Source organism: Paenibacillus oralis, assembly GCF_003863965.1.
GTDB classification, from domain to species: domain Bacteria; phylum Bacillota; class Bacilli; order Paenibacillales; family Paenibacillaceae; genus Fontibacillus; species Fontibacillus oralis.
In genome coordinates this window covers 2,038,552-2,053,638 of record NZ_RRCN01000001.1, presented here as the reverse complement: position 1 = coordinate 2,053,638, position 15,087 = coordinate 2,038,552, and the positions used below count along the sequence as shown (strand labels likewise).

At 56.0% G+C, this 15,087-nt stretch carries 12 protein-coding genes and 1 pseudogene; 6 read left to right on the top strand and 7 right to left on the bottom strand.

What is annotated here, in order from left to right:
* Window positions 1-2: 2 nt before the first annotated feature.
* The 4 genes from EHV15_RS09715 to EHV15_RS09700 form a co-directional block, all read right to left on the bottom strand.
* Window positions 3-947, bottom strand: coding sequence for a gluconeogenesis factor YvcK family protein (locus EHV15_RS09715; RefSeq protein ID WP_128635261.1), 945 nt, complete (start codon window positions 945-947; stop codon window positions 3-5).
* A gap of 90 nt (window positions 948-1,037) precedes the next feature.
* The gene (gene rapZ, locus EHV15_RS09710) at window positions 1,038-1,931 is read right to left on the bottom strand and encodes an RNase adapter RapZ (RefSeq protein ID WP_128631019.1); all 894 of its coding nucleotides are present in this window, start codon (window positions 1,929-1,931) and stop codon (window positions 1,038-1,040) included.
* Window positions 1,932-2,003: 72 nt separating this feature from the next.
* The gene (locus EHV15_RS09705; RefSeq protein WP_128631018.1) at window positions 2,004-2,954 is read right to left on the bottom strand and encodes an ROK family glucokinase; all 951 of its coding nucleotides are present in this window, start codon (window positions 2,952-2,954) and stop codon (window positions 2,004-2,006) included.
* A 945-nt stretch (window positions 2,955-3,899) separates the two neighbouring features.
* Window positions 3,900-5,204 (bottom strand): DUF438 domain-containing protein, encoded by a 1,305-nt coding sequence (locus tag EHV15_RS09700; protein ID WP_128631017.1) that lies wholly within the window; start codon window positions 5,202-5,204, stop codon window positions 3,900-3,902.
* A 189-nt stretch (window positions 5,205-5,393) separates the two neighbouring features.
* Here EHV15_RS09700 and EHV15_RS09695 point away from each other — a divergent pair, with 189 nt between their 5' ends.
* From EHV15_RS09695 to EHV15_RS09675, 5 genes are read left to right on the top strand one after another with little or no spacing between them, the layout of a single operon-like run.
* A complete protein-coding gene (locus tag EHV15_RS09695) occupies window positions 5,394-6,071 on the top strand; it encodes a response regulator transcription factor (protein WP_128631016.1) in 678 nt (225 codons plus the stop codon).
* Window positions 6,068-7,486, top strand: coding sequence for a sensor histidine kinase (locus EHV15_RS09690; RefSeq protein WP_128631015.1), 1,419 nt, complete (start codon window positions 6,068-6,070; stop codon window positions 7,484-7,486). Before EHV15_RS09695 ends, EHV15_RS09690 begins: the two co-directional genes overlap by 4 nt.
* Window positions 7,487-7,546: 60 nt before the next feature.
* The gene (locus EHV15_RS09685) at window positions 7,547-8,461 is read left to right on the top strand and encodes an ABC transporter ATP-binding protein (RefSeq protein ID WP_128631014.1); all 915 of its coding nucleotides are present in this window, start codon (window positions 7,547-7,549) and stop codon (window positions 8,459-8,461) included.
* Entirely contained in the window at window positions 8,458-9,174 is a 717-nt protein-coding gene (locus EHV15_RS09680; protein WP_128631013.1) for an ABC transporter permease, read from the top strand. Before EHV15_RS09685 ends, EHV15_RS09680 begins: the two co-directional genes overlap by 4 nt.
* 1 nt (window position 9,175) lies before the next feature.
* On the top strand, window positions 9,176-9,910 hold the full coding sequence (locus tag EHV15_RS09675) for an ABC transporter permease (RefSeq protein WP_128631012.1): 735 nt from the start codon (window positions 9,176-9,178) through the stop codon (window positions 9,908-9,910).
* Between the two features lie 187 nt (window positions 9,911-10,097).
* Here EHV15_RS09675 and EHV15_RS09670 read toward each other — a convergent pair whose 3' ends face one another.
* Window positions 10,098-10,535 carry an Lrp/AsnC family transcriptional regulator gene (locus EHV15_RS09670; RefSeq protein ID WP_246061444.1) on the bottom strand — a complete coding sequence of 146 codons (438 nt, stop codon included), beginning with the start codon at window positions 10,533-10,535 and terminating at the stop codon, window positions 10,098-10,100.
* 127 nt (window positions 10,536-10,662) lie between these two features.
* Here EHV15_RS09670 and EHV15_RS09665 point away from each other — a divergent pair.
* Window positions 10,663-11,421, top strand: a pseudogene (locus tag EHV15_RS09665) (MBL fold metallo-hydrolase).
* Window positions 11,422-12,126: 705 nt separating this feature from the next.
* On the opposite strand, the gene trxB reads toward EHV15_RS09665, so the two are convergent.
* Complete coding sequence (gene trxB / locus EHV15_RS09660; RefSeq protein WP_128631011.1) at window positions 12,127-13,074, bottom strand: thioredoxin-disulfide reductase; 948 nt, start codon at window positions 13,072-13,074, stop codon at window positions 12,127-12,129.
* A gap of 116 nt (window positions 13,075-13,190) precedes the next feature.
* Complete coding sequence (locus EHV15_RS09655) at window positions 13,191-14,930, bottom strand: tetratricopeptide repeat protein (RefSeq protein WP_178075807.1); 1,740 nt, start codon at window positions 14,928-14,930, stop codon at window positions 13,191-13,193.
* Window positions 14,931-15,087 lie beyond the last annotated feature (157 nt).

The window sequence follows — 15,087 nt, the reverse complement described above, 5'->3', positions numbered from 1 at the left end:
ACTCACCTCTTTCGCAAAATCCAGTCATGGACCAGTTGATATATATGATGGCTTAATTTGTCGGCATCATGCCGTAAATATCGGCGGAACAGCACCAGTGTATCCGCAATGACCTTGTAGCCTTGACCGGTGACGTTGTCCCAGTCGACTTGTACCGGTTTAGCCCCTTTTTCGGCGTAAAAATCCTGCACCTGCGCCGGAATTTCCCCGTCGTTGACGATGACATAATCGAATAAGTGCTTGCCCACATGGTTGTAGACCGCCTGCAAATGATCGCTCACCGTATAATCGTCCGTTTCCCCCGGCTGGGTCATGACGTTGCATATAAATATTTTGATCGCCGATGTATTCTCCAATACCGCCTCCGCCAGCTTCGGCACGAGCAGATTTGGAATGATGCTGGTGTACAAGCTTCCCGGTCCGATCAAAATAGCGTCCGCCTGCCGAATCGCTTCGACCGCCTCAGGCAGCGGCTCCACTTCCTCCGGCTCCAGGAAAATACGTTTAATTTTCCTCCGGACTTCGGGAATTTTCGATTCGCCGGTGACGATCGTCCCGTCTTCCATTTCCGCATGCAGCACGACGGCCTGACCGGCGGCGGGCAGCACGCGCCCGCGTACGGCAAATACGCGGCTGAGCTCGCGGACCGCTGTCACGAAATCGCCGGAAATATCCGTAATCGCCGCTAAGATTAGGTTGCCCAGGCTGTGCCCGGCTAGTCCCGAACCGGACGCAAACCGGTAGTTAAGCATATCCGACAGCAGCGGTTCAACGTCGGCCAGCGCCGTCAGCACGTTGCGAATGTCGCCCGGCGGCGGCATCTGAAGCTCGTTTCTCAGAATCCCCGAGCTGCCCCCATCGTCGGCTACGGTTACGATAGCCGTGATATCGAGCGGTTTCTCTTTCAATCCGCGAAGCATGACGGATAAACCGGTTCCCCCGCCCATCACGACGATCCGCGGGACCCTTTCTTCCTCGGCCCGATGTATCACTAATGGTTCACCTCTTAACTTGAGTCCACGCCAGTGAGCGTTCTCTTAAGGCCGGTCCCGTCCTTCGTCCCGGTGGCTCACGCGGACCATCTCCGTTTCGCTGGTTCCGAGCATCCGGCCCAAATATTCGGCGATCGCCACCGAGCGGTGTTTGCCGCCGGTACAGCCGATCGCGATGATGATCTGGCTTTTGCCCTCTTTGTGGTATTGCGGCAGGAGGAAATGCAGCATATCGAGCAGCTTGCTCAAAAACTGCTGCGTCTCCGGCCACTTCATAACATATTCATATACATCGCTATCTCGTCCCGTGTGTGGGCGAAGTTGCTCAATATAATGCGGATTCGGCAAAAAACGGACGTCGAACACCAGATCGGCGTCGATCGGGATGCCGTATTTAAATCCAAACGAAGTAATGTTGACGGATAAATTGCTGCTCTCCAGATGGGAGAATCGGGAAATGATCTTCTCCTTCAGTTGGGCCGGCTTCATGTTGCTGGTATCGATCACCTGGGTGGCCGACATCCGCAGCTCATTCAGCATCTTGCGCTCCAGCTTAATCCCGTCGAGCGGCATGCCTTCCGGCGCCAGCGGGTGGCGGCGGCGGCTCTCCTTGTATCTTTGAACGAGAACCGAATCGGTGGCATCCAGAAACAGGATTTCGCACTTGATGGTGAAGTGGTTCTTAATGTAACCAAGCGACTCTTCAAGCGCCGTAAAAAATTCCCGCCCGCGCAGGTCGATCACAAGCGCCACCTTGGCGATTTTCCCTTTGGATTGCTCAATCAATTCGGCGAATTTGGGAATCAGTACCGGAGGCAGATTGTCTACGCAGAAAAAACCGAGATCCTCCAAACTCCGTACGGCAAGCGACTTTCCCGCACCCGACATGCCCGTAATAATGATCAGGTTGGCAACTGGACTCGTTTCAATATCCGGCATCGTTATTCCCTCCCGCAAATTCTCCATATCCTAAAATCCTATAATCTATATCGGCTTAATCACCAAATCCGCTTAAGAACGCAGGAACAGGCCGGCGGCGCCAACCATGCCGGCATCGTTCCCTAAGGTAGCGGGGACGATTCTCATCCCCCGCTGCACCGGTTCCGGCGTCAGCTTGGCAAATACGCTGCGGATTTCGTTAAACAGAATATCGCCCGCCTTGGACACCCCGCCGCCGATGATAAACAGCTCCGGATTGAGTACCACGGCCACCGCCGCCAGCGATTTACCCAGATAGAAAGCGGCGCGGTTCACGATGCGGATAGCCGCTTCGTCGCCGGCCTTGGCCGCGTCAAAAACGTCCTTGGCCATGATATTCTCCACCTGCGCCAGCGAGGTAAGGTCCCCGCGGGCTACGGCGTCCTTGGCCATGCGGATGATGCCGGTAGCCGAGGAGACCGTCTCCAGGCAGCCCATTTGGCCGCAGCCGCAGCCGATCGCTTCCAGGTCGGGAACGACCGACATATGTCCCAGCTCGCCGGCCATGCCGGAGAAGCCTTGATAAATTTTACCGTCGATGATGATGCCGCCGCCAACGCCGGTTCCCAACGTATAGCAAACGCAGTTGTCGACGCCTTTCCCCGCGCCGCCCCAGGCTTCGCCCAGCGCCGCCACGTTGGCATCGTTGTCTATTTTGATCGGCTTGCCCAGTCGCTGTTCCAAAATCTCGCGAATATGGAAATCTCTCAAACCTACATTCGGCGCCAGAATAATGATGCCTTCACGGACGTTCGTAAACCCGGCGACCCCGGCGCCGACACCGGCCACCTGATCCCAGGAGAACGGAGACTGTTCCACGATCAGCCGGACATAACGCTCAATGTTGGCTACGATCGTATCGGCGCCTTTTTCCGTTTCCGTCGGGCCTTCATAGGTATGAAGGAGCTGTCCTTCTTCATTGCAAATGCCGACTTTTATGGCCGTACCGCCCAGGTCAACACCAATGTAGATTTTTTCAGACATTTCACAAGCCACCTTTATCATAAATAATATGCTGCCGGAACAACGGGTACGCGCATGCCGCGCCCGTAGTATACTCCTACGTACCAACTATAAGCGAACCCTCCCTTTCGGTCAAGTGAAGGCAAGAAACGCCAAAGCCCCGTCGAGACAAGGGATTTCGGTGTGACATAGCTCATGGAAACCGGGCGAATGTACCTAAGAAAAACCGCCGGACGGCGTCCTTTAGTGGGTCTGACTTCTACTTTGGAGCGATTGGAGGCTCTTCCTGAACTTTGGACGCTGCTCTAACGGACACCAGCGACCTTATCCGCCCATTTCCCGGGTATTTCCCAGCCTAACGGACACAAACGCCCCTATTCCGCTCTAAACCCGTTCATCCAGGCCGATTTGAGGTAAATAAGGTCTTCTGTGTCCGTTACATTTTGCAAACCTCCGTTTTTCCCCAAATAACGGCTCTGGTGTCCCTTAGCCCCCAGATTCTTCTTCTCTCCCCCTCTCTACCTGCACTTCGCCCTCTACCATGTCCGGAATTTTATGAATTCTGGAAAAAAACGCCTGACGGCGTCCTTTTATGAATCTGACTTCTACGTTAGAGCGATTGAAGTGTGAAAATACATCCAAATAAGCTTGACTACAACCGTTAGAATTGAATCCTTGTTTTTTCAGTTAAATAAGCTCGTATACAACCGTTAGCGAAAGACTGAAACCTCGGATGCCAAACCATGTATTCCAACTAAAATGATTTGGACGGTTGACCCTGTAGCCAAGCACCGATTTCGAGGTTGGGTCCTTCTTTACCGTCACATGACTTCCACGGCTCCCCTTCACCTCCACAAAACTGCAGGCCGCCTGCTCCCCACTAACCAAAAAGCCCCGGCATTCGCGAAGGCGCGAACGTCAGGGCTTCACCATCAACATTATGAACAAACCTTACCCGAGACGACTTCAGGACAAAATCCGTTTTTGCCCTTCCAAAGCGCGGATCGGGGCGATGTTTTGCGTAAACTCCAACGTACCCAGGTAACGGCCGTCTTCGCTTCTCACCGCAAAATACCGGATATAAACGAACTTGTCCTTGATCGGTATCCAAAAATCCTCGACGTCCTTACGCCCGGCCTTGAAATCCGCCAGCAGTTCGTTGACCACATGCACGCTTTGCGGCGGGTGACAGTTCTGCACAGTGCGGCCGATCACGGCTTTGGTCCGGGCAAAAATCCGCTCCTTACCATGAGAAAAGTACCGGACCACGTCATTCTCATCGATAAACGTCAGATCAACCGGCAAATGGTTCATCACCGCTTCCAGCTGCTCCATGGACAGGATGCCGGTGTCGAATTTGACATATCCCTGCGGCACGCCATGTCCCTGCTCCGCCAACGCGCCGCCCTCCAGGCCTTCTTCCCCGGCCCCGCCGTCACCGGACTCTAGCGGCACCCTTTCCGGGATCCATTCCTGCTCGGGCGCCGTCAAACAATACCCGATCACATCGCTTTCTTGGGCGATTTTGAGCCATTCGTCTTCGGTCAGCTTCTCCAGAGCCATCGGGAGCAAAATATTTTCTTCCTTAAAGATCATTTCATTCACTTCGGTGATGATCCGCTCCAGATCGGTGCAAACCGTCTCTTTATCAGCGCTCCCGTTCGCTAGCTTGGCTTTGGTTTCCTTGATCATGGCGCGGATGCCGTCATCGATGCCCCACATCACCTTGGTCGGCCCGTAAATCCCGTACTTCTCCAGGTAAGGAAACAGCAAGTTTTCCTTGCGGCTGTAATGTTTGTCCAGGTCCAGCAGCAAGTTCAAATCGTCCAGCAGCTTAAAAACAAGCTCCTCCTTATCCTCCTTCCGGAATTTATCGAGATGGAGCTGCAGCTTGAAGTTAACCAGCCGTTCTACCTCGCGGTTTTCCAGCTTGAAGGTATGCACGGGATGGCCGGGCTGCTCCTCCGGCTTCGACGAACGATGGATTTCCTCGATCGAGCCTTTGAAAATCGCCGTATGCACCGAGCAAAGGCGCTGCACCTCCGCCACCGGAATGCCTTCTTCTTCCATCAAAGCGTGCTCCAGCGCCGAAATTTCCGCGACCGTTACGTCGCCAACCGCTTCTTCAAACCGGGCCTTCACTTCCTCCACGCTTTTCCCCTGATGCAGCTCTTTAATGATTTGCTTCAGCAGTTCCTGCCGGCGGCGCTGCTCCGGCTCGCCACCCTCCCGGTTTGCGTCGTATTCCCGGTTATTGATCAACTCGCTCATCTCCGGTTCCTCCTCTTCTTTATTTAGATCAGCCTGGCTGTTTCAAATTTTAGTGATAAACATTCTCACAACTAAAAAGTAACACGCGGCCAAACCAACCCTTGTGACTCAAATCACAAACCGCAAAAGGGAGTAGCGCTGTTTCTTTTTCGGAACGATTTTGCCACAATAGAGACAGGAGGGGTTTTGATGCCAAATGCCAATTTGCTATACATAGAAGACGATATTGAAATCGGAGAATGGGTCAGCCAAAACCTGCAGGAGCGGGGATTTAAAGTCATCTGGCTGACCAGCGGGGAGCGTGCGTTGGAGCACGCCGAAGACTGCCAGCTCGTCATTCTCGACGTAATGCTGCCGGGGCTCGACGGCTTCACCGTCGGCAGCCGGATCAAAGAGCGGTTCCCGAACCTGCCGGTGCTGATGTTGTCCGCGCGCACCTCAATCGACGACAAGCTTCAAGGGCTGCGGTTCGCGGACGATTATTTGACCAAGCCGTTTCACCCGGACGAACTGGCCGCTCGAATCGAGGTGCTGCTGCGCCGCAGCGGCAGTCCGGCCGAAGAAACGCTGAAGATCAAACATCTGCTGGTATATGAAAAAGAAAACCGGATCATCAACGAGGACACCGGCGAGGAAATCGTTCTGACCGGCAAGCAGTTTCACATTTTTACCTATCTGCTGCGCCATCTCGGCCAGATTATGACCAAGGAACAAATTTACGAAGCCGTCTGGGGCGAACCGTATTTCGACGGGGACAAAACGCTGATGGTCCATATCCGTCACCTGCGCGAAAAGCTGGAACGCGATCCGGCCAATCCCGAAGTCATCGAGACGGTTCGCGGCATCGGCTACCGGGTGAGAGCATGAAGCTGCACCCCGTTCGAAAATACCGCAAATCGCTGCTGAACAAATACATCCTGATCTTGATGCTGGCCTTCGTATTCATTCCCGTGCTCATTCCGTTCAGCTTCGTGGCTTCCTGGGGCGTCAACATTCTGCTGTATCCTCCGCATACCGGTGAAACCACGCGCCCCTATTACGGCAGCGGGCTCGATATTGAAACGGCTTGGCACAAGGAAGCGGCGGCGCTGCGGGATGCAGCCCCAGAGACAATCGACGCCCGGCTCGAAGCATGGAAAAAGCAGTATCCCGACGCCGCGCTGTACTGGGTGGATTCGTCCGGAACAACCCGGCTGCAAATCCCCAAGCAAGCGAATGTGCCGGCAAAGTGGACCCTGGAAGATACAATCGCTTTCATGAAAAAGCGGGTCAACGCCGACCCGTTTACCGTCGTGGCCTTTATTGGCGGGGACGAACAAGCGAAGCAGGGAGTTATGGTGTTCGAGCTCCCGCGTAAATTCATGACGAGAGACATTGCGGACCGGAACGACGGCCGCTTTTACGGTGTGTTCCTTGGAATCATGCTGGCCATTTTCGTGCTGCTGTCGTATTTGTTTTTTCGCGATATCCGAAAAAGGCTGCTGCGCCTGGAAGCCGGCATGACGCACACCGGGCCTTCCGGGCTGCCGTCCCCGATCGAGGAAGGGCGGCCGGACGAAATCGGCCGGCTCGAGCAGGCGTTCAACCATATGGTGTACGAGCTTCAGGACAGCCGCCAGCGCGAGCGCGAGGAGGAAGAGCTGCGCAAAAACCTGATCAGCCAGCTGTCGCATGATTTGCGGACGCCGCTGACCGTGCTGGGAGGCCATCTGTATAAGCTTCGCAAGGAGCCTTTGACCGAACAAGGCCAGCAATCCCTGGCTCTGATGGAAGCCAAACTAAGCGACCTGTCCGGCCTGATGGATCATTTGCTGTCCTACAGCCTGCTCTCCTCCGGAAGGTACGCCATGTCGCCGGAAAAACTCGACGTCCTGCGGCTCGTGCGGGAAAGCGCGGCGGCCTGGTATCCGCTCTGGGAAAAAGAAAGCATCGCCGCCGACATCGAGCTGCCGGATCAGCCTTTATACTGGAACCTCGATGCGCAGGGCTTCCGCCGCGTCCTGGATAACCTGTTCCAGAACCTGGTGCGGTACGCCCGCTCCGGCAGTTATGTCGGCATCTCCTTGCAGCCACGCGGGGAGGCCATCGCCCTGACCATCAGCGACCGCGGCCCCGGCATGAATGCCGATTCGCCCTCCGGAGGGGCCGGACTTGGCCTGCAAATCGTCGACCTGCTGCTCCGGGAAATGGGCCTGGTCCGGGAGACGGAGTCTTCCAGCGCGGGGACGAATGTATACATTTTTCCGAGCCGGCCGCTTTCGCAACATTTAAACAAAACTTAAACTTGCCCCACCTTCCCGTTTAAACTCATCGCGGTATCATGTTTCCCGAGGTGATAAATCGTGAATGAATTGATTATTCAAACGGAAGGTTTAACGAAAAAATACCGCGGCCGCGCCGCGGTGGACAATTTAAGTCTGAAAATCGCCAAAGGCGACATCTACGGTTTCCTTGGGCCCAACGGGGCCGGGAAAACGACGACGATCCGGATGCTCCTCGGCCTGATTCAGCCGACGGCCGGGACGATCCGCATGTTCGGCAAAGATCTGCGCAAGGACAAACTAGCGATTTTGCGCCGCATCGGTTCCCTGGTGGAGTCGCCGTCTTACTACGGGCACCTAAGCGCGATCGACAATCTTGAGGCCATCCGCCGCATTCTGGAGGTGCCGAAATCGCGCATTGACGAAGTGCTCGACATCGTCTCGCTGCGCGGCGAAGCGCGCCGCCCGGTCAAGGGCTTCTCGCTTGGCATGAAGCAGCGGCTTGGCATCGCCGCCTCCTTGCTGGGCAGCCCCGAGCTGCTTATTTTGGACGAGCCGACGAACGGCCTCGACCCGACCGGGATTCACGAAATTCGCGAGCTGATCAAAAACATGCCGAAGCAGTACGGCATCACCGTGCTCGTCTCCAGCCACCTGCTCGGGGAAATGGAGCTGATGGCGAATACGGTCGGCATTATCCGTCAGGGCCAGATGGTATTCCAGGATACGATCGACAACCTGCGCCTCACTGCGGCGCATGATATGGAGCTGGTCGTCTCGGAGCCCGATGCGGCCCTGTGGATCGCCCGTGATTTGGGGACGGTCGGGAAGCTGCAGGACGGCACGCTCAAGTTCCCCGGCCTGCCCGACGCGCAGGTCGCCCGTTTGGTGAAGGCCCTGGTGGAGAACGGACACGCCGTCTACCGGGTCGAGCAAAAGAAAAAGTCCCTGGAGGACATCTTCATGCGGATCGTCGGGGAGGGAAGCTCTCTATGATGCTGCGCGCGTTGTCGGCGGACTTTTTGAAAATCCGCCGCAAAGGCATATGGTTCCTGATCTTTCTCGCCCCGCTCGGGCTGGTGGCCATGCAGGCGCTGAATTTCGGACTCCGCTTCGACTATTTAATGAAAAGATACGCCGACGACCCTTGGGGCGGCTTGTTGCAGAACATTTCCGGGTTCGTCCCGATCGCCCTGTTTCTGGGCTGCACGCTGGTCAGCTCCCTGGTGGCGAATGTGGAGCATCAATTAAGCTCCTGGAAACAGCTATTGGCCTTGCCGATCTCCCGCACGGCCGTATTCGGCGCCAAGTTCCTGCTCTGTTTGCTGCTGCTGTCCGTTTCCTGCATTTTGCTGCCGATCGCCACGATAATCCTCGGCCTTGTCTTTGGCTTCGCCCCGGACGGAATGCCGCTGGCGGATTTGGCGCGGATCGGATTTTTCCCGCTGTTTGCGGCACTGCCCTTACTCGCGTTGCAGCTGTGGCTTTCACTCACCTACCGCAATCCGTCGCTGCCCGTATCGCTTGGCGTGGTCCTGTCGCTCGTATCCCCGTTTACGCTGGACCTTTCCGAGTGGTTCCCGCTCAACTGGCCGGTGTTCGGGTATCTTGGTCCGCATCGCGAATGGTTCGTTGCGCTAGGCATCGTCGTCGGCGCGGTGATACTGCTGGCCGGACTCGTTCATTTCAACCGAAAGGATGTGGATTGACATGAAGACGTTTCTGAACGTGCTTGCCGCGGAACGGCTTAAAATGTCGCGTTCCCGCCTTTGGCTGGTTTTGCTCGCCAGCCCCGTGCTGTCCGCCCTGATCGGCCTTCTCATGAACCTGCCGGACGGGGCCGAGGCCTGGCCGGCGCTCCTTGGCGGAATGTCCATGCTGCACGGCTTGCTGTTCCTGCCGATCATGGCCGGGTTGTTTGCTTCGTTCATCTGCCGATACGAGCATACCGGCGGCGGCTGGAAGCAGCTGCTTGTCCTGCCCGTTTCGCGCCCGGCCGTATATATGGCGAAATTCACCGTCGTGATTTCTTTATTAGCCGCAACCCAACTGCTATTTCTGGTCATGCTGCTGATCGTCTCCCAGGTGCAAGGCCTCGTTTGGCCAATTCCCTGGAGCATGATCGCCGTCAGCCTGATCGGCGGCCTTGTCGCCTGCTTGCCGCTGGTGGCGCTGCAGCTCGGCGTCTCGCTGGCTTGGTCCAGCTTTGCCGCCCCGCTCGCCGTCAACGTCTCGCTGACGATTCCGAGCCTCCTGATCGTCAACTCGGACAAAATCGCCCCCTTCTACCCTTGGACCCAGCCGGTGCTAGCGATGATGCCGAAAGGGGAAGCCGATTACGGCGCATTTAATCTGCCCATAGAAAACCTGCTTATCACAGTGCTGGGCAGCTTCCTGGTTTTTCTCGCCGCGGGCATGCTGTATTTCCGCCGGAAGGCCGTCTGATAGCGGCCTTTTAAACTGCAGCCTTGCTAGCCAGCGCTCTTACTGACAGACCTGCGACGGCGTTCTCATGACAGACCCGCTGCGGCGTTAGCACACGCCAGCTTGCTTCTCCATAGCACACCTTCCTCCATCAAAAAAATCTTCCCGGCCACACCACGCGGCCCGGAAGATTTTTTCGGTTAATTTGTTACTTTAAACGTTCAATCGACAGACTGAGCTTGTAATTGCCAAAGGCCAGTAAACTGTTCAGCAACTCATTTAAAGCGGCTTGCGTGCCAACCTGTACCCGCAAAAGATAGCAGCCCTCCCCGCCGACCCGGTGCGCTTCGGCAATGCTGCCGTTTTCGGCGACGAACCGCTGAAACTTGGAATGGGTCGAACCCGAAGCCATAAATACCGTAATAAAAGCGTGGACCGCAAGGCCGATCCGCTCCGGATTCCAGCGCAGAGTGTACCCTTCGATCACGCCGAGGTCCTGCAGCCGGCGAACCCGGGCACCGACGGCCTGGCCGGTCAGATGCACCAAACGGCCGATATCTTTAAAAGATAAACTCGCATCCTCAAGCAAAATCCGTAATATTTGCAAATCCGTTTCATCCACTTCCGGAGTAGCAGTCGACATCATCCCGTCATTCCTTTCATCGCGAAAGCGCCCCGCGCCTTTTTCTTTCATCAGGTTATGGGTAAACTGCTCGCGCTCCCTTACAATGAATTTTAACAAATAACTTTTTGGGAAATAAGAGGTGTTATTGATGAAATTACAGTTAGTGCGTCATGCTACCTTATGGCTCGAATACGCAAATCGCCGGTTTTTGATCGATCCGATGCTGGGCGACGCCGGCTCCAAACCGCCGATCGACAATACGCCAAACGACCGGCGCAACCCGCTCGTTCCGCTGCCCCAGCCGGTTGAGCATTGGCTTCGTCCCGACCTCGACGCCATCATCGTCACACATCTGCATCCCGATCATTGGGACGAAGCTGCCGCGGAAAAGCTGCCCAAGGACATCCCTGTCCTCTGCCAGCCGGGAGATGAAGAGACCTTGCGCTCCTGCGGATTTACCCGCGTAAAGGCGATCCAGGATCAGTTGGAGCTGGAAGGCGCCGAAATCTCCTTAACGCGCACGGACGGCCGGCACGGGACCGGTGAGATCGGACAGCGGATGGGCCGCGTTTCGGGCTAAGTGTTTCGGGCCGCCGCCGAACCTTCGCTCTATTTGGCCGGAGATACGATTTGGTGCGATGAAGTGAAGCAGGCGCTGGATCTGCATCATCCGGACATCTCGGTCGTCAACGCCGGAGGGGCGCGGTTTAACGTCGGGGGGCCGATTTCGATGGACGCCGAACAAATCGTCGAGTTATGCCGTTACGACTCCGCCACCCAGGTCATCGCTGTGCATATGGAGGCGATCAACCACTGCCTCGTCACCCGCAGCGATCTGCGGCAGCGCCTCGAAGCCGAAGGTTTGCTGCAGCGCGTGGCGATCCCTGAAGACGGGCAATGGGTGTAACAGACAGCTATTGAGAAAGGCCTGGCCATAACGGCCAGGTCCCTTGGTGACCAGACAGAGGTCATGCGAAAGAAACCCCTCACCCCCACGAAATGCAAAAGTGCAGTCCTTATGCGCCCATATGCCCCGAAAATGGTTCGCCAAATGCAAAACTGCAGTTCATTTCCGGCCAAAAGACCCTTTTTTCTCGAACAGCCCCAAAACAGATGTACTTTTGCATTTCAATCGCTCTAAAGTGGCAATTTACCGCAAATAGAATGCACTTTTGCACCTGATCCAGTCAAGCCGCCCTTCCTTCAAACCACTCCCCGATTTATACACGTAAGAAAAACGCATGACGGCGTCCTTTAGTGGCCCTGACTTCTACTTTGGAGCGATTAGAGGCTCTTCCCAAACTTTGGACGCCGCTCTAACGGACACCAGCGACCTTATCCGCCTATTTCCCGGGTATTTCCCAGGCTAACGGACACCAACGACTCTATTTCGCTCTAGACCAGTTCATTCAGGACGATTTGAGGGAAATAAGGTCTTCTGTGTCCGTTACATTTTGCAAACCTCCGTTTTTCCCAAAATAACGGCTCTGGTGTCCCTTAGCCCCCACCTGCGCATCGCCCTCTACCATGCCCGAAATTTTATAAATAAGGTCAAAAAAGACGCCTAATGGCGCCTCTTCTTAAATTCCGCTTCTCTTACATCCCGCTTCCCTTAGTTTCCGCTCCAATCGTGCACCATGCTGCCTTCGAGGAATTTCTCGCAGTCCATCGCCGCCATGCAGCCCGAGCCCGCCGCCGTAATCGCCTGGCGATAGCGCATGTCCTGGACATCGCCGCAGGCGAACACGCCCGGCACGTTCGTCTCCGTCGTTCCTGGCTTCACTGCTATGTAGCCGTGATCATCGGTGGCGATCGCCCCGCCCAGGAACTTCGTGTTCGGCGTATGGCCGATCGCCACAAACACCCCTTGCGCCTCCAACAGTTCCTCCTGGCCGTACGCGTTGTTGCGGACCTTCAGTCCCTTCACGACCCCGGTCTCGTCCGTGGCCACCTCAAGCGGCGTCCGGTTCAGCGCCCAACGGATCTTCCCGTTGCCCCTAGCGCGATCCTGCATAATTTTCGAAGCGCGCAGCTCCTCCCGCCGATGCACCACCGTCACCTCGGTGGCGAACCGGGTCAGGAAATTCGCTTCCTCCATCGCGGAGTCGCCGCCGCCTACGACGATGATTTTTTTGCCGCGGAAAAAAAATCCGTCACAAGTCGCGCAGGTGCTGACGCCGCGCCCGACATTGTCCTGTTCGCCCGGGATGCCCAAATATTTGGCCGAAGCGCCCGTGGAGATAATGACCGCCTCCGCCTCCAGCTCTTCACCGCCTTCGAGCTTCACCTTAAACGGACGTTTCGAGAAATCAACCTGTTCCACCCAGCCGTTTCGGAATTCGGCGCCAAAGCGTTCCGCTTGCTTGCGCATATTATCCATCAGCTCCGGGCCCATAATGCCCTCCGGAAAACCGGGGAAGTTCTCCACCTCCGTCGTCGTGGTCAGCTGCCCTCCCGGCTGCGTCCCTTCAATCACGATAGGACTCAAGTTGGCCCGAGCCAAATAAATCGCCGCCGTCAGTCCGGCCGGACCGGTGCCGATCACCATCGTTTTACGCATATCGTTTACCTCCTTGGTTCCCTTAGAAATAAAAAATCAATCCGTCATGCTCGCCATACATGCCATTGATTCGCCATTACAAGTTTTCCCCAAGTTGGACCGACTTACCCCTAAAACTACCGTACCGATGGAAAAATCGCCTCGATCTTCTCCTTCACGCCGCACACTTCATCAACGCGGGAGGCATACCGGCGGGCTGTCGAAGCGGAGATATTGTATTTACTCGCCACCTGCTCATAGGTTACGGTCCGGCGGTGCATTTTGGCCGTCAAATACTCGAGCGCCGCCGCCCAGCCTTCCAGGTGCGTAATTTTCGGGGTATCCGGATAGAGCCGGGTCAAAAAATCAACCCACAGCGTCTCCATATCATGCTGCTGCTGGAGATCATAACCAGGCCGCATCTGCCTCATCGCCAGGTTGATCACCGATTGCCACTCGCGCTCCCAAACCGGCAGCTTCGTCGTGACGCGGCTTGGATCGACCATCGTCGTGGCCCCTCCGAAGCGGACCGGAAGCATTTTGCTCACACCCAGGCTGCGCAGCACAAAAAGAGCCATATCTTTCAAATACTCGTCTTCCTCCGGTTCCAGCAAAAAAGCCTGCAGCGCTTCCTCGACCTCCTGATCGGCAATCAGGCCCAGCGCTTGAATGACCTGCAGCTTCGTCTTCGCATCCCCGTGGCGCAGCGCCCAGAAGAACGAGGAACGGACGAGCGGGTTATCCTTGAGATCGGCAGGGAAGCCGTCCTCGGACTTCTCCCAACGCTTAAGCTGCTCCTCAAACGGCAACAGGTACTGATAATTAACCGAAAAAATCTTGGTCGCGTCAGCATCGCCGCCGCGCTGATCCATCTGCGCCAGATAAAAGTCGGCCACGGAAGAGTCGGGATCAATCCTTTTCACGTGCTGCCACAGCCTGCGGGCCTCGGCATACCGCCCGGTGTAATAAGCGGCTACCGCCGCATAATGGGAAACGCTTGGTTCGCGGCGCATCTCGTCGTTTTGCAGCAGGCGCTTGAAGTGCCCGAAGGCGGCTTCGTGCCGGCCCAACATGCCCATCGTCGTCGCCAGCTTGAACACATGCTCCTGGTGAAACGGCACGATGTTGCCCAAGCGTTCCGCCAGCTCCTCCAGCGCTTCCTCGTTCCCCTCATGCTGATAAAACACGGCCAGATTGCACAGCCCGTGCAGATTGCCGGCATCCTGCGCCAGCACCTCATGAACCGTATCCATCGCTTTGTCGAACAACCCGAGATAGTAATAGCCAAGCGCCAGGTTGTTGCGGGCGGCCAGGAAGTCGGGACGGCTTTGCACCAGCTCCTCCAGCAGCTTCACCGCCTGGTTGAACTTGCCTTCCTCAAGCAGGGCTCTGGCCTGGTCATGCTCGTACAAGCCCTCCCGCGACTTGATGCTTCTCAGCTTGGTCGGACGATCCAGCTCGTATTGGAGCAGATCCATCATCTCTTCCGCTTCGGCCAGAAAATGCCCGCCGGCATCCTCCTCCAAATACGTCACCAGCGCTTCCTCCGCCGCTTCGAACAAGTCCATATTGGCGTAATTGTTGGCCATATAGAAATAACATTCCGTCATGGCCGGATCGATTTCCCGAAGCACGGTCGCCAACACCTCGTTGGACGCCTCGTAATCTCCCATCTCCGAAAGAATGCCCGCCATATTGCAGTGGTTCACCGGATTATCCGGCTCATATTCCACGGCTTTGCGAAAATATTTCAATGCCTTGTCATAGTGATAGCGGTCTAACGAAGAGACGGCTCTCTCAAAGAAAAAGCCCGCATCCATCGAGAGCGGCAGCACTTTTCCGCGCGTGTCCCCGGACGGTTGTTTTTTCTCGTGCAAGCAAGGCACCTCCTCTGGTTTTTAATTTTATGCGCTCTATTTTAAGATCGAATCGTCAGCTTAGTACGTGGTCGTAAACTCTCCACCACACAGTATACCATAGGTAAAGCTGTCCTCCCATGGGAAATCAGGGCGGAAAATAACGGTTTTTCGAAAG

Coding starts and splice junctions, on each gene's coding strand:
- EHV15_RS09715 (WP_128635261.1), bottom strand. CDS start 947: ATGGGCGGGGGAACCGGTTTATCCGTCATGCTTCGCGGATTGAAAGAG.
- rapZ (WP_128631019.1), bottom strand. CDS start 1,931: ATGCCGGATATTGAAACGAGTCCAGTTGCCAACCTGATCATTATTACG.
- EHV15_RS09705 (WP_128631018.1), bottom strand. CDS start 2,954: ATGTCTGAAAAAATCTACATTGGTGTTGACCTGGGCGGTACGGCCATA.
- EHV15_RS09700 (WP_128631017.1), bottom strand. CDS start 5,204: ATGAGCGAGTTGATCAATAACCGGGAATACGACGCAAACCGGGAGGGT.
- EHV15_RS09695 (WP_128631016.1), top strand. CDS start 5,394: ATGCCAAATGCCAATTTGCTATACATAGAAGACGATATTGAAATCGGA.
- EHV15_RS09690 (WP_128631015.1), top strand. CDS start 6,068: ATGAAGCTGCACCCCGTTCGAAAATACCGCAAATCGCTGCTGAACAAA.
- EHV15_RS09680 (WP_128631013.1), top strand. CDS start 8,458: ATGATGCTGCGCGCGTTGTCGGCGGACTTTTTGAAAATCCGCCGCAAA.
- EHV15_RS09675 (WP_128631012.1), top strand. CDS start 9,176: ATGAAGACGTTTCTGAACGTGCTTGCCGCGGAACGGCTTAAAATGTCG.
- EHV15_RS09670 (WP_246061444.1), bottom strand. CDS start 10,535: ATGATGTCGACTGCTACTCCGGAAGTGGATGAAACGGATTTGCAAATA.
- trxB (WP_128631011.1), bottom strand. CDS start 13,074: ATGCGTAAAACGATGGTGATCGGCACCGGTCCGGCCGGACTGACGGCG.